17 protein-coding genes are annotated in these 18614 nt (G+C 55.4%); 5 read left to right on the top strand and 12 right to left on the bottom strand.

Features of this window, described 5'->3' with window-relative positions; all coding sequences use genetic code 11:
* Positions 1 to 29 precede the first annotated feature (29 nt).
* From CU041_RS14225 to CU041_RS14180, 9 genes are all read right to left on the bottom strand, one after another.
* Positions 30 to 776 (bottom strand): substrate-binding periplasmic protein, encoded by a 747-nt coding sequence (locus tag CU041_RS14225; protein WP_170310245.1) that lies wholly within the window; start codon positions 774 to 776, stop codon positions 30 to 32.
* A gap of 284 nt (positions 777 to 1060) precedes the next feature.
* Entirely contained in the window at positions 1061 to 2176 is a 1116-nt protein-coding gene (locus tag CU041_RS14220; protein WP_101247421.1) for an ABC transporter ATP-binding protein, read from the bottom strand.
* Positions 2177 to 2189: 13 nt separating this feature from the next.
* Positions 2190 to 3041: a carbohydrate ABC transporter permease gene (locus tag CU041_RS14215; RefSeq protein ID WP_101247420.1), complete on the bottom strand. Its 852-nt coding sequence runs from the start codon at positions 3039 to 3041 to the stop codon at positions 2190 to 2192.
* A 12-nt stretch (positions 3042 to 3053) separates the two neighbouring features.
* Complete coding sequence (locus CU041_RS14210; protein ID WP_068517908.1) at positions 3054 to 3995, bottom strand: carbohydrate ABC transporter permease; 942 nt, start codon at positions 3993 to 3995, stop codon at positions 3054 to 3056.
* Entirely contained in the window at positions 3992 to 5260 is a 1269-nt protein-coding gene (locus tag CU041_RS14205; protein WP_101247419.1) for an ABC transporter substrate-binding protein, read from the bottom strand. The genes CU041_RS14210 and CU041_RS14205 overlap by 4 nt, the downstream gene beginning before the upstream one ends.
* 32 nt (positions 5261 to 5292) lie before the next feature.
* Positions 5293 to 6480 carry a PLP-dependent transferase gene (locus CU041_RS14200; protein ID WP_101247418.1) on the bottom strand — a complete coding sequence of 396 codons (1188 nt, stop codon included), beginning with the start codon at positions 6478 to 6480 and terminating at the stop codon, positions 5293 to 5295.
* On the bottom strand, positions 6464 to 7186 hold the full coding sequence (locus CU041_RS14195; protein ID WP_101247417.1) for a FadR/GntR family transcriptional regulator: 723 nt from the start codon (positions 7184 to 7186) through the stop codon (positions 6464 to 6466). Before CU041_RS14195 ends, CU041_RS14200 begins: the two co-directional genes overlap by 17 nt.
* Positions 7187 to 7576: 390 nt before the next feature.
* Positions 7577 to 7963: a c-type cytochrome gene (locus CU041_RS14185; RefSeq protein ID WP_101247585.1), complete on the bottom strand. Its 387-nt coding sequence runs from the start codon at positions 7961 to 7963 to the stop codon at positions 7577 to 7579.
* Between the two features lie 269 nt (positions 7964 to 8232).
* Entirely contained in the window at positions 8233 to 10287 is a 2055-nt protein-coding gene (locus CU041_RS14180) for an autotransporter outer membrane beta-barrel domain-containing protein (protein ID WP_101247415.1), read from the bottom strand.
* Between the two features lie 123 nt (positions 10288 to 10410).
* Between CU041_RS14180 and CU041_RS14175 the strand changes: the two genes are divergently transcribed.
* From CU041_RS14175 to CU041_RS14160, 5 genes are all read left to right on the top strand, one after another.
* Complete coding sequence (locus tag CU041_RS14175) at positions 10411 to 10998, top strand: sigma-70 family RNA polymerase sigma factor (protein ID WP_228194171.1); 588 nt, start codon at positions 10411 to 10413, stop codon at positions 10996 to 10998.
* Positions 10995 to 11141, top strand: coding sequence for a hypothetical protein (locus tag CU041_RS20655; RefSeq protein WP_170310244.1), 147 nt, complete (start codon positions 10995 to 10997; stop codon positions 11139 to 11141). Before CU041_RS14175 ends, CU041_RS20655 begins: the two co-directional genes overlap by 4 nt.
* Positions 11141 to 12247 (top strand): FecR family protein, encoded by a 1107-nt coding sequence (locus CU041_RS14170; protein WP_101247414.1) that lies wholly within the window; start codon positions 11141 to 11143, stop codon positions 12245 to 12247. Before CU041_RS20655 ends, CU041_RS14170 begins: the two co-directional genes overlap by 1 nt.
* 190 nt (positions 12248 to 12437) lie before the next feature.
* Complete coding sequence (locus CU041_RS14165) at positions 12438 to 14852, top strand: TonB-dependent siderophore receptor (RefSeq protein WP_101247413.1); 2415 nt, start codon at positions 12438 to 12440, stop codon at positions 14850 to 14852.
* A 143-nt stretch (positions 14853 to 14995) separates the two neighbouring features.
* A complete protein-coding gene (locus CU041_RS14160) occupies positions 14996 to 15583 on the top strand; it encodes a HupE/UreJ family protein (RefSeq protein WP_101247412.1) in 588 nt (195 codons plus the stop codon).
* Between the two features lie 106 nt (positions 15584 to 15689).
* Here CU041_RS14160 and CU041_RS14155 read toward each other — a convergent pair whose 3' ends face one another.
* The 3 genes from CU041_RS14155 to CU041_RS14145 form a co-directional block, all read right to left on the bottom strand.
* On the bottom strand, positions 15690 to 16613 hold the full coding sequence (locus CU041_RS14155) for an ABC transporter permease (protein WP_101247411.1): 924 nt from the start codon (positions 16611 to 16613) through the stop codon (positions 15690 to 15692).
* Between the two features lie 7 nt (positions 16614 to 16620).
* A complete protein-coding gene (locus CU041_RS14150; protein WP_101247410.1) occupies positions 16621 to 17400 on the bottom strand; it encodes an ABC transporter ATP-binding protein in 780 nt (259 codons plus the stop codon).
* Positions 17401 to 17499: 99 nt separating this feature from the next.
* Entirely contained in the window at positions 17500 to 18486 is a 987-nt protein-coding gene (locus CU041_RS14145) for an ABC transporter substrate-binding protein (RefSeq protein WP_068517920.1), read from the bottom strand.
* Positions 18487 to 18614 lie beyond the last annotated feature (128 nt).

The following is an 18614-nucleotide window of genomic DNA, read 5'->3' as shown; positions in this document are numbered from 1 at the left end:
GGGGACCCCGGTTCCCTGCCGCTGCTATTCTAATAGCGCATCACCAGACCATATTTCTCCACCAGCCGGGCGAAGGTGCCGTTTTGATGGATGGTCTGAAGGGCTTTGTTGAACCGCACCAGCCAGGTTTCTGTATTCGGATAGTCCTTTGACGTCATCAGATGCAGCGGCGCATTGGCAACCAGCGGCGGATCAAGGGTTCGGAAATTGCGGGCGACTTCGGCGGGAAACATCTGATTGATCAGATGCCACCCCACCGTGGTTGCGGCCGGAAAAAGGTCAATCCGGCCCAGCATCAGCCGTTCAAAATTCTGCCTCTCGCTTAGGGCATAGTCGGTGTAAAGGCCGGTCTGCGCAAAAAGCGGCTCGTAATAATATCCCTGAATGCCGCCGATGATCCAGGGTTTGAGGTCCGATAGCTGGTCATAGGTTTCGGGCGGCTGGTTCGTTTTGTTTTCATTTGGATCGTGATAGGCAAAAAACCGGGATTCCGAAAAATAGATCGGGTCGGAAAACAGGAACCGCGCATCGCGTTCGGGCGTGCGGGTATAGGGAAAGGTGCCCCAGGCCTCAAGATCGGCGACCGATTGTTCGCAGCGTTTCCATGGCTGAATATTCAAAACAAATGTCACCCCCATTTCCTTGCCGATTTCTTCAAAAAGGGCAGGCAGGAAGCTTTCTTCGACATCGTCGCGCACATAGGGCGGATAGATGTTGGTGGTGATGACAAGCTTGTGGTTCGCCCCGGCAATGGTCGGGGCAAACAGAGCTATCATCAAAACAACTGCATATCGGATAAGGGAGATCATCAGCATGTCTCAAACACAACGCGATCTGAAACATATGGCCGCTGCCCGGTGCAATTTCACCGGTGCGTTGCGGTAAAATTGCGCGTGGGTTGAAAATCTTTGATCAATTCCCGTGTGTCAAAGCCGGTGTCGGTGTCGGTGTCGGTGTCAGTGCCGGTGATACGGCCCGGGCAAAGGCAGAGCTATAAGTAAAGGGCGGGGAACTTGGTTCGCCCGCCCTTTGTCTTTAGCGGTGCCAGATCGTTGGTTGATCATTGACCGGCATGATCACCATGCGGTTCGCTTGCCGGGGGAAGGCGCTTTTCCGATGCGCTGTCAAAGACATGGACCTTTGCCATGTCAAAGGCGATATGGATGAAGCTGTCAACCGCATAGGCCGGGCGATCCATGGTGAAAATCTTGATCGGTTTGCCCGCCAGCGTCACGTGGACCAGGGTCGACAGGCCCATCGGTTCGATCAGTTCAACCTTGGCCGGAAGGCCGTTTTCCCCGTCAGAGACGATGGTGATATGTTCCGGGCGCGCACCCAGTGTCACCGGCTGATTGTGTTGGGCATCGCGCGCGGGCAAAACCGGTACCAGCGCACCGTCAGTCAGGCGGATGCCCGCACTGTTTTCCCCGACCTGTTCATAGCTTCCTTCCAGGAAGTTCATGGCCGGTGAGCCGATGAAGCTGGCAACAAAGATGTTGGCCGGCCGGTCATAGATTTCGACCGGGCTTCCGACCTGCTGAATGATGCCGTCATGCATGGCGACAATCCGGTCGGCCATGGTCATGGCTTCGATCTGATCGTGCGTGACATAGACCGATGTGGCGCCAAGTCGGCGATGCAGTTTGCGGATTTCGGTGCGCATCTGTTCGCGCAGGCGCGCATCAAGGTTCGATAACGGTTCGTCAAACAGAAACGCCTGGGGTTTGCGCACAATCGCACGCCCCATGGCAACACGTTGACGTTGCCCGCCGGAAAGCGCCTTGGGCCGGCGTTCCAGAAGGGCGGTCAGGCCAAGAATTTCGGCAACGCCTGAAATCGCATCGGCGATTTTTTCCCTGGCGGTTTTGCGCAAGGTCAGGGCGTAGCTCATATTTTCGGCAACCGACATGTGCGGATAAAGGGCATAGGACTGAAACACCATGGCGATGTCGCGGTCCTTGGGTTGCAATTCATTGACCACGGTTCCGGCAATCGAAATATCGCCCGATGTGATGTCTTCAAGTCCGGCAATCATGCGCAGCAACGTCGATTTGCCACAGCCCGACGGACCGACAAGGACGATGAATTCCCCGTCCGAAATATCAAGATCAATGCCGTGCAAAACATCGACCGCGCCATAGCTTTTGCGCGCATTTGCAATTTGAATGGAAGCCATATGAAACGTCCTCTTATCCTTTGACCGCGCCAGCCGTAAGCCCCTGCACCAGATAACGCTGGATCAGCAGGAAGAACAGACAGGCGGGAATAAGTGCCAGCACACCGGCAGCCATCATCTGGCCGAAATCGACACTGAATTTTGAAACGAATGACAGAAGCCCGACCGGGAAGGTCGATGCGGACTCGCTGCTGACCAGCATCAGGGCAAACAGAAGTTCGCTCCAGGCGGCGGTAAAGACAAAGCCAAGCGTCGCCGCCACACCCGGAAGTGTGAGCGGCAGGATAATGGCCCGGAATGCTTCAAACCGGGTATTGCCATCAATCATCGCGGCTTCTTCAAGATCCTTGGGGATGCCGTCAAAGAAGGACTGCATCAAAAAGGTCGCAAATGGCACATTGAACGCCGTATAGACAATGATCAGCCCGGTCAGGCTGTCGGTCAGGCCAAGCGGGGCCAGAATTTTGAAGATCGGCGCAATCAGCATCACCAGCGGGAACATCTGCGTAATCAGCATCAATGCGACGATGATCACCTTGCCGCGAAAGGCAAAGCGCGAAAACGCATATCCCGTAAGGGCGGCCACCAGCGTTGTGACAATGGCGGTCGTGCCCGCGACAATCACGGAATTCAGGAAATAATGCGGAAAGTTGCTTTGGGTCAGAACGAATGTGTAGTTCTCCCAGGTGGTGCGCGACGGCCACATCCGGACCCCTTCGGTATAAAGGATGTCGTTGGGCGTCACCGAAACCTTGAGCAACCAGTAAAGCGGAAACAGCGCAAAGATCACAAAGGCGGCAATCATCAGATAATGACTGCCCCAATAGAGCCATTTGCGCGTTGAAGTTTGTCCGGTCAGGGTCATGGGGCGGGGTTCCTAACTATCGGCATGGGTCATGGCACGGCGCAGCGCGATCACACTGAGCGCATAGGCCAGCAACAGAACCAGAAGCACCGCAGCAATCGCCGAGGCATAGCCGAAATCAAGCCGGCGGAAGGCCTGGGTAAAGATGTAGGAGGCAACGATCTGGGTGGAATCTGCCGGGCCGCCATTGGTCATGACGACAATCAGATCGGCGAAATTGGCAATCCAGATGGTGCGCAACATCAGCGTGATGGCAATGGTGGGCGCAAGGAAGGGCAGGGTGATGCTGATGAATTGCTGTCGGGTGGTTGCGCCGTCAATGGACGCTGCCTCGTAGAGTTCCTTGGGGATCGATTGCAGGGCGGCCAGCATGGTGATGGCAAAGAACGGAATGCCAAACCAGATATTGGCAATGATCGGCCCCCACATCGCAAGGTCGGGATCAGACAGGATATTGAACGGTTCGGCCATCAGGCCAAGCGACGTCATCCAGTGCGGCAGCGGGCCGACCACCGGGTTGAACATCCATGCCCAGTTCAGACCCGACAAAAAGGTCGGCACCGCCCATGGCAGGAACACCAGTGCCTGCACCAGTCGACGGCCCAGAAACTGCCGGTTCAGCAAAAGTGCCAGAATAAGGCCAAGGCTGAACTGAAACAGCAGGGATCCGAATGTCCACCATGCGGTATTGGCAAGCGCGCCCAGAAAAGCCTGATCGGAAATCAGGGCTTCGAAATGGGCCGTGCCGACAAAACCGCCGCTGAACGGATTAAGGATGCGGATGTCGCGAAAGGCGTAGCTCAGTCCAAGGATCAGCGGCATCAACATTACCGCGATGATCAGGACAAGGGCCGGCGAGACATAAAGATATGGTTCGATAATCCCGGAAATCTTCCGTGAGAAGCCCCCCCGTCTTTCGACGGGGAGTTTTCCGGTTTGGGTTACAGTGGTCACTGATTTGCCTGCATCCAGTTTTTCTGTGCCGGGGTCAGATATTCTGCCCACTGATTGGCCAGTTCTTCCGGGGTGATCCGGCCCAGCATGGCTTCCTGACTGGTGCGGATGACCAGGCTGTCCTTGAAGAAGGCAAATTCTTCAAGATGGGTCGGCATGACGGTCGGGTGAACATCCGGGTCGGACAGTTCGGCGAACCATCCGGCAAATTGCGGGCTGGCAAAGAACGGATCGCTTTCGGCACCGTTATGGATCGGAAGGGCACCGATGCGCTTGTTCCAGGTCAGGTTGCTGTCCTTGGATTCAAGATGGGCAATCAGTTTCCAGGCTTCGTCTTTATGTTCACTGTTTGAGAATATCGACCAGCCGGCATAACCGATGGTCGGAAATGCCTTGCCCGACGGGCCTTTTGGCATGGTGGTCACGCCAAAATCTTCTTCTTTCATGCGGCTTGAAATGGCGATCAGGGCGTCGGGGTCCTGATCAAGCATCGCACAGGTACCCGAATAGAAACCGGCCACAATTTCGTTAAAGCCCCAGTTCAGGCTGTCTTTGGGTGCCAGGCCGTCCTTGTAGATATCGACCAGATATTCCAGACCATTTTTCCAGCCATCGGAATTGAAGGTGCTTTGACCGTCTTCGGTAAAGAAGTCGTTCGAACCGGCCATGGCCGCGCCAAACATCACCCAGCCATTCAGTCCACCCGGACCGCCGCGCATGCAATAGCCGTATTTGCCCGGAAGATCCGATACCTTTTGGGCCGCAGCGCGGAAATCTTCGAGGGTTTCGGGGACTTCGGTCACACCGGCTTCTTCGAACAGTTTCTTGTTATAGAACATCGCACGAAGATAGAAACCATAGGGCAGCATATAGGCCGTATTCCCGGCCGAGCGCGCAAATTCCAGGGCGCGATCATTCAGCGTTTCCGCGCCGTCCCATTTCGCCAGATAGGGTTCAAGACTTTCAAGCGCGCCATTATTGGCATAAAGCGTCAGCCAGGTGTCGGGCATCTCGACAATGTCGGGGGTCTGACCGGCCGAAACCATGGTGGCGAATTTTTCGAATGCCTGCCCCCAGGGCAGGGACGTGATTTCAACCGTCACACCGGGGTTGGCGGCCTCATATTCCGCGACCAGCCCTTTGAGGGTTTCGGTGCGTTCCGGGCTGGTGATCACTTCGACCAGCTTCAATGTGGTGTCGGCATAGGCCTGACTTGTTAGCGCAATAGTCGTTACACCTGCCAGTAGCGTTGTTTTCCAGTTCATGGTGAAGTTCCCTGTTTTAAACGATAGTGTTCTTACTTCAGGCTTGCCTCGATTGCGGTCGCTAGGTCAGACCAGAGGTCGTCGGCGCTTTCGAGACCGATATGCAGGCGGACCAGATTTTCGGGCACGCCAAAGCGCATCGCCGAATTGGGCCCGCCCACTTGCGCCCGCGTAACCAGTGCGGGGACAATCAGGCTTTCATGTCCGCCCCAGGACACGCCGATCTTGAAAAAGCGCAGCGCATCAACAAAGGTCGGGATGTCGACCTCGGGGGCGAATTCGAATGAAAAAAGTCCGGAAGAACCGCTTAGTCCCGGGGCGGCCGGATCCATCAGGCCGGGATAGTGAACAGCGGTTACTTTGGGATGATCGGCAAGTTTGCGGGCAATGATCATGGCCGAGCGTTGATGTTCGCGCATGCGTGCCGGAAGCGTGCGCAATCCGCGCAACAGCAACCACCCGTCAAAGGCCGACAATTTCGCCCCGAGATAGGGCAGGATCGTTGATCGCACCCGACCGATGAAATCGGTGCTTCCGGCAATGACACCGGCCACCACATCGCTGTGCCCGCCGATATATTTCGATGCCGAATGAATGACTACGTCACAGCCAAGGGTGGCTGGCTGACAAAAGACCGGGGATGCCCAGCTGTTATCAATCATCGAAACCGCACCATGATCGCGCGCGATCTGGCACAGGGCCTTGATATCATGGGTGTGGAAGGTCCAGCTGGTCGGGCTTTCAAGATACAGCACCTTGGCCCCGGGCAGAATGGCGCGCACCGCATCAAGGTCGCGGCCGTCGACGTAATCGACGCTGACATTCATGTCGCGCAGGAACATTTCGAAAAACCGGAACGCATCGGGATAGCAATGTTCGACCGACACAATCCGGTCGCCCGGTTTCACCACCGACAGAACAGCCGATGAAATGGCGGCCATGCCGCTTGCCAGACCAAGGGCGTCCTCGGTCTTTTCAAGGGCGGCGATCTTTTCTTCGAAGGCACGGACCGTCGGGTTGAGCCCACGCGAATAGACCGGTCGGGTTTTGCGCCCGGCATAGGTTTCGACCATTTCGTCGAAATTCTCGAATGTGAACAGAGAATTCTGGAAAATGGGCGGCACCACGGCATTTGCGAAATGTTCCGCGTCATAGGCCACGACGCTTTCGGGGCTGCTGACAGTTTGCTTGTGATTGTTCGGATTATTGTTGTTCTTCATCAGACATTCTCACGATGTCGTTCTCGACGACTTCAAGGATGGCAAGGGTGTGCTGGCGGGCCAGTTCGGTATCGCCGGCAACGATGGCGTCAAACAGCATGCGGTGAAATTCAAAGGATGAACTTGCGAAATCGGGGCGGTTGAACGGCTGGGCAAAGAAGCTTTCGAATGCTTCGCGCATTTGCCCCAGAAGCTGTTCGAATAACGGATTGCCCGATGCTTTGTAGATCGACAGGTGAAACACCAGATCGGCCTCGCCAGCGGTGCCGAATTCAAGATGTTCGGCCTCCATCGCATCAAGGGCGGCGCGCATTTCATCAATGTCCTGTGCGGTGGCGCGTTTGGCGGCCAGCATGCTGGCTTCGACTTCCAGCCCGCGGCGCACTTCAAGGGTTTGCAACAACCCGTCGCGCTGGGTGGCGATCGAAAGCGGCATGAACAGGGTCTTTTCACTGACTTGCCGCTTCAGATAGGTGCCCGATCCCCGCCGGATTTCGACAACACCCAATGCCTGCATATGGCCAATGGCTTCGCGGATGCTTGACCGGCCGACTTTCAGGCCCGCCATCAATTCGCGTTCGGGCGGCAACCGGTCACCCGGTGCCAGTTTGGAACTGACGATGAAATCGGTCAGGGCTTCAAGGATCGCATCACGGCGTCCCGATGTTTCAATGGGTCGAATGGTCGCTCCGTCCGCGTGCGGCACATCACACCTTCTTGTTTGTCATCACAGGTCCGGACTGCCGGGGTGAACTGTTCAATCTGGTCAGTCATCAGACGTCAGACCAATTTTTGCGTTGAATCGGTTCAAGTCAAGTTCAAATTCAACCAGCCGGTGATTTGTTGGGGGATTTATGGGGTGATTGTTGGCCGGTTTGTGCAGGCGCGAAATTGCGAAAATCGCCGGTTTTCAAAGGGTGGGGCATGATGGTCGCCCCGCACATACGCACACGCATTCAGGTTTGATCATGCGCCGGATTTTTAAGGCCTTCGGGGACGAAACCGGCGGGGAATCGGGCGGGTTTGGTCCAGCAATGATAAGGCGGGATGACGGCCAGGATGAAATGCGAGATGACAGCGCGGGTCAGGAGCGCGGTTATTTTCCGGCTTTGGCGCGCGCTTCCTGGCTTAAGGATTCCATATAGACCAGAAGATCGGCGATGCTTTCCGGTGTCAGGGTGAATTCCGGCATCGTCATATTGTCATGCGATACGGTGATGCCTTCTGCCAGTGCTTCTTCGAGGTTTTCAAGCGGCCAGCGCAGACCGAAACTTGCCAGGGACGGCGCATCGGTAACGGCCGGATCCGGGGTCGGGTCGCCGTCAAACTTGGTGTGACACCGCAAACAGGTCTGCTCGGCAATGGATTGGCCACGCGTGACATCGCCATGTTCTTCGCCCTTGCGGCCCAAATAGTCACCAATGCCCCACATTCCAGCCGCGACAATGCCGGTTACCAGAATGATAAAGCTGGTTTTCTGCATGGTGAGCTCCCCAAAGGCGGTGTTTTTATCGATTACCTTGCACACTAGACGATCAAGGTAACCAATTTCCTAAAGTATGACCGCTGCATTGTGATGGCGCTATGGGGAAATTTATACGCGCCTTACTTGTTTGGGTGCTGGCGTGACAGCCACAGCTGGTTTGTGCGTTGCCGGCTTCCTGATGGGTAATGATCATTCCATCCGACCGGCGCTGGACGCTTAAAAAAAAGGGTGGCACAAAGCCACCCCATTTCGTTTCAAGGATCCGTTCAATTAAGCGGTATATCAAGCCCCACCCTGAATGTGCTTGTCTGGGTGGCATTCATTGCCTGATTGAAGGATGATTTGAATTGCGTATTGTCCGGCAGGAAACCCAATGTGACGGGTGTATTGGCAATCACTTCGAAGCTATGTGACGAGTAGTTCGCCAGACCAATACCGTCATAGGCATATTTGGCATAGATGCTGCCGCCATCGGCGAATGTGATGTCGCCGCCAAACTCGGCTTTGGCACGTAATTTTTCGGTATCTACTTGGCTGCCATCCGCGTGCTCAATTGGCGGTGCCTGGAAATCCCAGATGCCGCGAAGGGCCACGAATGGGCGATAGGTCGGGCCATCTTCCACTTTCAGGACGCGCACAATTTCCGGGCCGAATGTAAGGTTTCCATAAGATATGGTCTGGGAGTCGATCCGTTCTCCGCCGAAATTGGTGTACGACTTCTGTTCTTCACGGAAGTAGTTAAGGCCGATCTGAGGATAGAACTCCCACTCATCGGTGCGGATGTCGCCGGTTAGATTGGTCTCCACTTGCGAACGTTCACCATCATATTTGTCCCAACCGCGACCGACCGGATTGATCTTGTTTTTTGACCTGCCCCAGGCAACACGTCCATCCCAGATCAGGTTTTCATCCAGTCGCGACACCATATAGGGTCCAACCATCCAGCCATGTCCCTTGCCTTGGCTGTTTTGGCCGGTGGCCGTCGATTTATAAAGGTCATACTGGCCAAGCACGCCAATCATGGTGTTTTTGTTAAGACGATAATCTACGCCGGTCATAAACAGACCGAAATCGCTGTCCCCGGTCGTGCCGCCCCGGCTGTCAGTAATGCCTTCCCATCTGCCCTTGACCCAAAGGTTCATGGGACTTTCAAAATTGGAAAACTGGCTGGGCGGAAGGCCATTTGTATTTTGCTCTCCGGCAGCGAGTTCGCCGGTCCAATTCATCACGCTGTTGAGGTTGGCCGCAAAGCTGCCCCGTCCTTCGTTTAACTCCATATCAACAGGCAATGTCAGGCCCGTCGATTCTGCCAAGGCATTTCCGAATGCGGCATTGTCGCCAAACAGGCCGCCAAGGCTGCCGCCGCCACGACCAAATCCGCGTCCGGTCAAAAGCCCGGAAAGTCCGACACTTTGCGAGGTGATGTTTCTGATATGGGTGCCGATAACGCTTTTAATTGCTGACTGCGACTCTTCAAGGTCGCCAGCCGGGGCAAGCGTATTGTCAAACAGCTTGTGTTTTACCGTTGCCTTAAGCGTGCCGCCAGAGTCGCGCAAGGTGAAAGTAATAAAGATATCGCGCCCGGCAATCTGGGGAAGATTGAAGTTTGTATTTTGGCCTGCAAAGGTGTCGCCGCTTAGGACCAAGCCGTCAAATAGCGCAAATGATGCCGGGTTCGTGCCTTGTTTGATTGTAAGGCTGATCGATGACTTGCCTTGCGGAGAACCCGAAAAGGTTACCCAAGTCAGATCTCCGTTACCTGCGCCACCGTGCATGCCTTCAAAGACCATATTGGCATCAGCAAAAGTCGCCCCGCCACTCAATGAAATCTCTAGCGTGTCACCTGCGGCAAAACCGGCTGGGGCCGGATTGGCGTCATGAAAAAACGCGATCTCATCACCGCCAAATGTTCCGATGGCTTCGTTTGTAATCGTCTTTGTTGTCGCTGCAGTGCCATTGTCGTCCGTTACGCTATAGGCATATGCGCTATGGGCGGTGACAAGCAAAAACAGTGCTGCAATACAAAGCCCCACGGCGTGGTTTTTTAACTTGGTCGCCGAGTTTGTTGCTTTACATCGCGTTACTTTGAAGTTTTTAACTATTCTAGCTGTTTCATTGACAACTCTGCTTGTCCCGCGTCTCACACGCACTTCCCCCACAATTTCATGATCCCTCAACCACTTGATATTGTTTTGTAATCTGCGAGAGGAAATGTCAACAAACTTAAACGCACAGGTTGTGTTTTGACTGTGTGAAACTATTGTTTCAACCTTCGCCTGATAAGTGAAAACCGTGGTTCGGGACACTGGGAGTTCAAACATGAACCTCAGAAATCAAGCGTGTCGTGAATGTCGACGTTTGCCTAAGTCGCGTAATCTGTCCTCGGTTGACGGGGAGGGTACAAAATATAGTATTGATAATCAGTATCATTTGCGATAATCGTGATGGCCCGCGCGGACCCGATCCTGTCTGATCCTGTCCGCTTGCCGCAAAGGACGTTCGGATTGCCCGGAAACGCGACTTCAAACGCGACATCACTGGTTTTGTTCATGCGCCAACGACCGGCGCTTGTGAACTATGCCAGTTCGATCATCGGTAACCGTGTGTTGGCCGAAGATCTGGTGCAGGAAGCCTGGTTGCGGTTTGACGAGGCGTCCAAAGGCCGGTTTCTGGAAGACGCGACCGGGTATCTTTACCGGATCGTGCGCAATCTTGCCCTTGATAGCAAACGGCGTGATGCGCAGGAAAGCCGTGTTACCGGGGCGGTTGACTATGAAGTGATCGCCAATATTTCACCCGCACAGACGCCGGACCCGGAAACCATCGTTCTTTACAAGGATGACTATGCCACCCTGATGCAGGCCTTGGCCGAGCTTCCCGAAAGAACGCGGATTGCCTGCGAAATGCATCGCTTTGGCGGGGCCAAGCTGCGCGAGATTGCCGAATTCCTCGATATTTCTGTTCCGCTGGCCCACAAGCTGGTGGCGGACGGTATTGACCATTGCCGCGAACGTCTGGGCGGTTGGCCATGAAGGTAATGCATGACCCGGTCATTCTTTTCAGTGTAGAAGATCGCATTGCCGCCCGTCTGGGTGGTGATCAGATGCGATTGCTGACAAGATATGTCCGTGGCACGGCCGATCAAATTGTGCGCCCGGACGGTGAAATGGTGTGATGACAGGGATGACAAACCCGGCGCAAGCCAAGGCAGCAAAAGAAGCAACCGACTGGATTATCCGGTTGCACGAAGCGCCCGAGGACCGCGAACTCAAGGCAGAATTTGATGTCTGGTGCGCGCAGGATCCGCTGCATCTTGATGCCTGGAATGCGACCAGACGCACCGCTGATCTGATGGCGGGGATCGCACCGCTTGGGGCGGATCAGGCCAAAGACGGCAAAGCCGACTGGCAGCGTTTTCTGGATGCCAGACGCGCATCCGAAGACGATCTGGCTGATGTCAGAACCGCTGCTGGCGAAGATGCCATCGCAGCCCGGGCCGAAGAAACCGCCAAAGTCATCGCCGCCCAAAGCCGGTTTAAAAAACGCGGCAATACATCCTGGCGCGGGATTGGTCTTGGCGGGATTGCCATTGCCGCATCGCTGGTCGCAGCAATAATCGGGCCGCGGATTGCAACCGAAATGCAGGCTGATCATTTCACCAAGACAGCCGAAATTACCACGGTGACGCTGGCCGATAACAGCACAGTGACCCTTGCACCTGAAAGCGCGATCAAGGTGCGGATGGATGGCACCACCCGGTTTGTTGAATTGCTAAGCGGGGAGGCGTTTTTTGAAGTCACCCCCGATCCGCAAAAGCCGTTTACCGTCGGTGCCGATGCCGTGACCGTAACCGTGCTGGGCACCGGGTTTGATGTGTCTGATACTGCGGGTCGGTCGAGTGTCGCAGTTGAACATGGGCTGGTGCGTGTTGAAAATGCCCCGACCGTGCCACCGGTGTCGGAATTGCTTGAAGCCGGACAACAGGCCCGGGTCAGCCGCGACGGACAGGTCCGCCGGTCAACCGCCCCGGCAAGCCAGATCGCCGCATGGCGCCACAATCAACTGATTGCCCAAGATCAGCCGCTGGGTGAAATCGTTGACCGGTTGCGCCGGTACTATACCGGCACCATCGTCATTACCGATGCAGAACTGTCCCGTCAGACAGTGACCGGGGTTTATCGTCTTGATGATCCGATATCGGCCCTGCGCGGGATGGCCCGTGCGCAAAAGGCAACGGTGCGTGAAATCACCCCATGGTTGCTTGTCGTGTCGCCATCCTGATCAAATCAGGATCATGAAACGCGCCGGGAAATTTGCGTGAAACCGGCGCTTTCAGGCCGATTTTGAATTTTCTGAAACTTTTTTTGAAAAAACACTCAGCCGATCCGTTTTGTTTCATATCTCGCCATTGAGAAGCGTTTGCATTCTCAGTCTGGTTGGGGCATATGACGTAAAACGGAGATTAAGACGAATGAAGAGTGGGGGTGCAGACACGCTGCGTAATCGTGGACGTGTTGCAGTTATAGCCAGTGCCTTGATGATGACGACCGCCTTGGCGCCCGTCATGTTTGCAACCGATGCGACCGCCCAGGTCGCGGCAAACGGCATTGATGGTCAATATGCCTTTGACATTCCGGCCCAGTCGCTGACCAGTGCGCTTGCGCAATTCGGTGTTCAGACCGGGCTTCAGGTGACTGTGGACGGCGCGCTTGCCCGTAATGTGCAGGCCAGTGCCGTTTCCGGTACCATGCGTGCAGATACGGCACTTGAAGCATTGCTGCGCGGAACCGGACTGAGCTACGACATCACCGATGACGAAACCGTGGTGATCGAAGCGGTCAATACCGGCGGGGCCGCACAGGGCGAAGTTCTTGACCCGATCCGGGTTGAGGCGAATGGCGCAGAAGCATCGGGTCCGGATGTTGCCATTACCGAAAGCTTTGTCGCATCGCGCAGCCGCACGGCATCGAAAACCGACACGCCAATTCTTGATGATTCATCGGCCGTGTCCGTGATCACCCAGAAAGAAATGGAAACCCGCAACGTTCAGGACATCCAGCAGGCCGTTTCCTATACCGCCGGTGTCCAGGCCGCGGAATACGGGTCGGATTATCGCTATGACTATGTGCGTATTCGCGGCTTTGGCCAGACGTCGCTTAGCAGTTATCGCGATGGTCTTCCCATTCGTATCTACAACTTCACCAACAGCCGTCCCGAACCGTATGGTTTGCAGCAGATCGATGTGCTTAAGGGATCGACATCAAGCCTGTTTGGCCTGAATGGTCCGGGCGGTCTGGTCAATATGACGACCAAACGTCCCGAAGACGAAGCGGGCGGCGAAGTCTTTACCACCTTTGGTGAAAATCACCTGCGCGGTGGCGGGGATGTTACCGGCCCTGTGGTCGAAGGGAGCAACTGGACATACCGTTTGACCGGCCTTTGGCAGGATGCCGAACGCAGCCAGGATTATTCGCAGGATGACCGTCTTTATATTGCGCCTGCCTTTACCTACAAGCCCAAGGCAGGCACCGAAGTTACCCTTCTGACAAGTTACAGCGAACGCGACAGCGGCCTTGGCTATGGCTATCCGATCGGGATCGAAACCAGCCGCGATGCATTCTTTGGGGAACCGGATTTCAACAATTTCGACACCGAAGAAACCAATATCGGTTACGCGCTTTCCCACCAGATTACCGACAAGCTCGAATTTCGTCAGAACGCGCGTTACACCCATGTCGATCTGACCTATGAAACCATCTATCTCAATGACAGCACGCCGCTTGGCAATCGTAATGCCTTTGCGATTTATGGTGAACTTGACCGCTTCGGGATCGACAACCAGCTGCAATATGACACGGCGATCAACGATACCTTTGACAGCAAAACGCTGATGGGGATCGATTTCAACCGTGACCGGAACCGCGAATTCCGCCGCGACGGTACGGCATCGGCAATTGATCCGTACAACCCGTCCTATTGCGGGCTTTCCTGCATCACATTCACAAGCAGTTCCGACACCGAAATCACCCAGTCGACCTATGGTGCCTATCTGCAGGAACAGCTGACCATTGCCGATGACTGGATTGCGACGGTTGGCGGGCGTTTTGACTATGTTCAAAGTGACACCGACACCATCAGCAGCGGCACCACGGCCGAACGCGATGATCACAAATTCACCTCGCGCCTTGGTCTGACCTACAAGGCGACCAACGAAGTTTCGATTTACGGCAATTATTCGGAATCCTTCCAGCCGGTCTATTCCGGTCTGGCGTCGCGCCCCGACGGGGTCAAGCCACAGGAAGGTACGCAATATGAAATCGGCGTGAAATATCAGCCCGAAACCTTTGATGCGCTGTTTACCGCGGCCCTGTTTGATCTGACCCAGGAAAACGTGTCGCAGTGGAATTCAAGCACCAGCAGCTATAAGCAGATCGGCGAAATCAATTCGCGCGGGCTTGAGCTGGAAGGCAAGATGTCACTTGATGAACAGACCAACCTGACGCTTGCCTATACCTATCTGGATGCGGAAATCAAAGACGACATTACAGCAGCCAATATCGGTAACAGCCCGGCAAACGTTCCCGAACATCAGGCATCCGCATGGCTTGATTACACCATTCCGGGGCAGGGCTGGTTTGGGGATCTGACCCTTGGCGGTGGCATGCGCTATACCGGCGAACGTGCACGTAATGACGGCAATACCGAAACGCTTGGTGGATACACCCTGTTTGATGCCGCGGTCATTTATGCGGTGACCGATGATGTCAGCCTGTCGGTCAATGCCACCAACCTGACCGACCGTGAATATGTGTCTTCCAATACCTTTGGCAGCCGCTATTACGGTGATGGCCGCACGGTTCTGGCGACCCTTAAATACAGCTGGTAACAGCTGATCCAATCTATCTTCTGGCAAAAGGGCGGGGCATTTTCCCCGCCCTTTTCGTTTGGGATATTGGCATCGATCTGTTCGTATGATAATTTTTAAAAACTTCATAAGTTCGAGTTTCAGATCATACAGGAGATTTCAGAATGCGGCATTCATCGCTTGTTGCCTTTGCCATGGCGGTTTTGGCGGCAACGCCGGCACTGGCCCATACCGGGGCGGGGACGGTTTCGGGTTTTGCATCGGGTTTCGGGCATCCGATCGGTGGTCTTGACCATTTGCTGGCGATGGTTGCGGTCGGCATTCTGGCCTCCCAGCAAGGGGGCAAGTCGGTCTGGCTTCTGCCATTGTCCTTTGTCGGCATGATGATTGTCGGCGGCATTCTGGGCATTGCCAATGTTGCCCTGCCGTTTGTTGAGCTTGGCATTGTCGGTTCGGTGATTGTGCTGGGCGCGGTTATTGCCCTTGGCAAACATCTGCCGACCGGTGCGGCGATGGCGCTGGTTGGTCTGTTTGCGGTTTTCCATGGTCATGCCCATGGCACCGAAATGCCGGCAACCGCCAGCGGCATCGAATACGGGATCGGCTTTGCTGTTGCGACGGCGGCACTTCATGCCATCGGACTTGGTCTTGGCATGTCGGTTAAAAAGCTGGCCGAAAAGGCCGCCCCGGTTGCCGTGCGTGCCGGTGGCGGTGCCATCGCAGCAGCGGGTGTTTTCCTGCTTGCGGCGTGAATGCTGCCCACGATGAACTGATATGAAAAACGGCCGCCGTTCCGGATGGGAAGGGCGGCCGTTTTGTTTTCAGACCGATTGCATAGTAACGCAGACCGGGCGAAGGCTATTCGCGCAATTTCTCGCGTGCGGGTGCGCCGCCGCGTCCGCGCTTCAGGCTGGGCAGGGCCAGCATGGCCAGAACAAACAACCCGGTCGCCAGTTTAAGATCGGGCGGTGGCATGCCTGCCGCCAGACAGAGCGACACCAGCTGATAATAAATGATCGCCCCGACAAACGGCGCCAGAAGCTGGCGAAACACGCTTTGTTTGCCGACGACCGCCTCGCCGATCATCAAGGCGGCAAGACCGTTGATCAGAATGCCAAGCCCCATATTCACATCGGCAAAGCCCTGTGACTGGACCATCAATGCGCCACTGGTCGCCGAAAAGGCACTGGCAAGACCGACACCGACAATGGTTGAAATCCAGACCGAAATGCCCTGTGCCTCGGCCATGGCGGGGTTGGAGCCAACCGCGCGAAGGGCCGTGCCCTTTTCGGTTTTGAAAAACCAGTTCAGGGCCAGAAACACAGCCGCACCAATGATCCCGGCAATGATGATCTTGCTGACCGGGAAGCCCGGGGTAACGAACGGTGCCCAGTTATAGACACTGTCCGAGCCAAAGATCGACAGGTTGGATTTGCCCATGATGCGCAGATTGATGCTGTAAAGCATCGTCATCATCAGGATCCCGGCAAGCAGGGTGTGAATGCGGAACCGCAGGTGAATAAGCGCCGTACAGCAACCGGCCAGAAAACCGCACAACAGGGCCACAATGATCGCAAGCGCCGGGTTCATGCCCGCGGCAATCAGAACACCGCATACGCACCCGCCCAGCGGATAGGCGCCCTCGCTGGTCAGATCGGGGAAATGCAGGGTGCGGAACGGGATCATGATGCCCAGAACCACAAAGGCCAGAATAAGGCTTTGGGCAAGGGTCACCGGTACAAGGGCGACATAGCTGGTAAAGGTCGAAGACAGAAATTCCATAGTATTCTTAAGCCCCCAACATCATCGCATCGGTCTTGACCGCGAAATGATCGACCAGTTTTGCCACGGTGATATTTGCTTTTTCTTCGCCACCGATCTGAAGTTTGACGCGGCCGGCATCAAGCATGATGACGCGATGCCCGTAATCGACAGCGTGCTGCATATTGTGGGTCACCATCAGTGTCGTCAGTTTCAGGCTGTCGACCGCACGAACGGTTGCCTGCATGACAAGGTCCGCGGTGCGCGGATCAAGGGCCGCAGTATGTTCATCCAGCAACAACAGATCGGGCGATCCGCCAACCGCCATGATCAGCGACAATGACTGGCGCTGTCCGCCAGACAGAAGTTCCACCTTGGTGTTCAGGCGGTTTTCAAGACCAAGCCCCAGGGTGGATAACCGTTCCTTGTAATCGGCAAGCCGTTTGGCATTCAGTCCGCGCGCAAGGGTGCGTTTTTTGCTGCGCAATTCGGCCAGAAGCATGTTTTCGGCAACCGTCATGCTGGCCGCAGTCCCCAGCATCGGGTCCTGAAACACGCGCGCAATCCGGGTGGCGCGTTTATGAACCGGGGTGTTGGTGACGTCATCCCCGTTAATCAGGATTTGACCGCTATCAAGGGGAAGCGCGCCAGACACGGCGTTCAGCATCGTGCTTTTGCCTGCCCCGTTTGATCCGATGACCACACCGAATTCGCCGGTTTGCAAGGTCAGGTCAAGATTATCAAGTGCCACCTTTTCGTCGGGTTGTCCGGCGTAAAAGGTTTTGCGTGCAGATCGGATTTCAAGCATCCGTCTTCTCCTTGGGCCATGTGTGACATGGCGAAATGGCATTGGCGCCGAAGGGAATGACCACTTGCGGCGCCAATGTGTGTTCAAGTCTGGACGAAATTATTCGACGATGCAGCCGCAATCGTTGAATTCAGCCGGAATTTCGATCCCGAAGGCCGCAGCAGCCGATTTTGAAATCATCGGTGCATGGGTTTCATAGGACGGGGCGGACGGCGGAATGTCAGCGGGTGATTTGCCCTTAAGGATTTCGGCTGCGATCTTGCCGGCATTCAGGCCGACCTGGCTGTAATCAACCGAGAAGCTGGCCGGAACGGTGCCATTGGCAACAGCCGAACTGTCAGAGTTGACAATCGGAACGCCGATCTGGCGCGCTGCGGCCGACACGGCGGCAATGGCTGGCTGGATCAGGTTAGATGCCGGGGTATAGATGACGTCTGCCTTGCCTGCGACCGATGTGATGCGCTGCTGGATGTCATTGACGTTATCAATGCCGACCGCAACGACCGAGAAACCGGCAGCCGGTGCCAATGCTTCGACCTTTTCAAGAAGGGCAACGTCATTGGCTTCGCCCGGGTTGTAGGGCAGGGCAAGGCGCTTGGCATCCGGAAGAAGCTTGCGGGTGAATTCCAGAACCGCTGCGATATCCTGAAGATCGGATGCGCCGGTCATGCCTTCGTCACCGGCTTCCCATGACGGGACCAGCTTGGCGGCAACCGGATCGGTCACAGCCGAAAAGACGATCGGAATGCCCGACCCTGCCAGCGCCTGTTTGGCGATCTGCGAAACCGGGGTGGTGATCGTATAGATCAGCTTCGGATTCTCGGATTGCAGCTTGGTGATCATCTGGGGCACCAGGGATGCGTCAAAGTTGGTGTGGCTTTCGGAATAGGAAACGTCTTTGCCCTCAACAAAGCCGTTTTCAGCCATGGCTTCCTTGAAGCCTGCAATCGCCGCATTAAGCTGCGGATGTTCGCCGAAATTGGCGATACCGACCTTGATTTCCTCGGCCGATACGCTTGAGACGGACGCAAAAAGGCTGCCTGCCAGGACCAGTCCGGAAAGAAGGCCCGATTTGTTCATTTTCATTACCTGAAACTCCCTGATTCTTTTGGGCCGGCATTCGCTGCGCCGACCTTGAATGCGGATCATGCGAAGTTCCGAGATGAACGTCAATAATATGTATTTTTTCGAACCAACGCGGCCGTGAAAATCTG

This window comes from Thalassospira povalilytica (assembly GCF_002844235.1).
GTDB classification, from domain to species: Bacteria; Pseudomonadota; Alphaproteobacteria; order Rhodospirillales; family Thalassospiraceae; genus Thalassospira; species Thalassospira povalilytica.
This window is presented reverse-complemented; position numbering and strand designations above follow the sequence as displayed.

Coding starts and splice junctions, on each gene's coding strand:
- CU041_RS14185 (WP_101247585.1), bottom strand. CDS start 7,963: ATGCAGAAAACCAGCTTTATCATTCTGGTAACCGGCATTGTCGCGGCT.
- CU041_RS14155 (WP_101247411.1), bottom strand. CDS start 16,613: ATGGAATTTCTGTCTTCGACCTTTACCAGCTATGTCGCCCTTGTACCG.
- CU041_RS14160 (WP_101247412.1), top strand. CDS start 14,996: ATGCGGCATTCATCGCTTGTTGCCTTTGCCATGGCGGTTTTGGCGGCA.
- CU041_RS14145 (WP_068517920.1), bottom strand. CDS start 18,486: ATGAAAATGAACAAATCGGGCCTTCTTTCCGGACTGGTCCTGGCAGGC.
- CU041_RS14150 (WP_101247410.1), bottom strand. CDS start 17,400: ATGCTTGAAATCCGATCTGCACGCAAAACCTTTTACGCCGGACAACCC.
- CU041_RS14180 (WP_101247415.1), bottom strand. CDS start 10,287: ATGTTTGAACTCCCAGTGTCCCGAACCACGGTTTTCACTTATCAGGCG.
- CU041_RS14170 (WP_101247414.1), top strand. CDS start 11,141: ATGACAGGGATGACAAACCCGGCGCAAGCCAAGGCAGCAAAAGAAGCA.
- CU041_RS14165 (WP_101247413.1), top strand. CDS start 12,438: ATGAAGAGTGGGGGTGCAGACACGCTGCGTAATCGTGGACGTGTTGCA.
- CU041_RS14220 (WP_101247421.1), bottom strand. CDS start 2,176: ATGGCTTCCATTCAAATTGCAAATGCGCGCAAAAGCTATGGCGCGGTC.
- CU041_RS14175 (WP_228194171.1), top strand. CDS start 10,411: ATGGCCCGCGCGGACCCGATCCTGTCTGATCCTGTCCGCTTGCCGCAA.
- CU041_RS14225 (WP_170310245.1), bottom strand. CDS start 776: ATGATAGCTCTGTTTGCCCCGACCATTGCCGGGGCGAACCACAAGCTT.
- CU041_RS20655 (WP_170310244.1), top strand. CDS start 10,995: ATGAAGGTAATGCATGACCCGGTCATTCTTTTCAGTGTAGAAGATCGC.
- CU041_RS14205 (WP_101247419.1), bottom strand. CDS start 5,260: ATGAACTGGAAAACAACGCTACTGGCAGGTGTAACGACTATTGCGCTA.
- CU041_RS14215 (WP_101247420.1), bottom strand. CDS start 3,041: ATGACCCTGACCGGACAAACTTCAACGCGCAAATGGCTCTATTGGGGC.
- CU041_RS14200 (WP_101247418.1), bottom strand. CDS start 6,480: ATGAAGAACAACAATAATCCGAACAATCACAAGCAAACTGTCAGCAGC.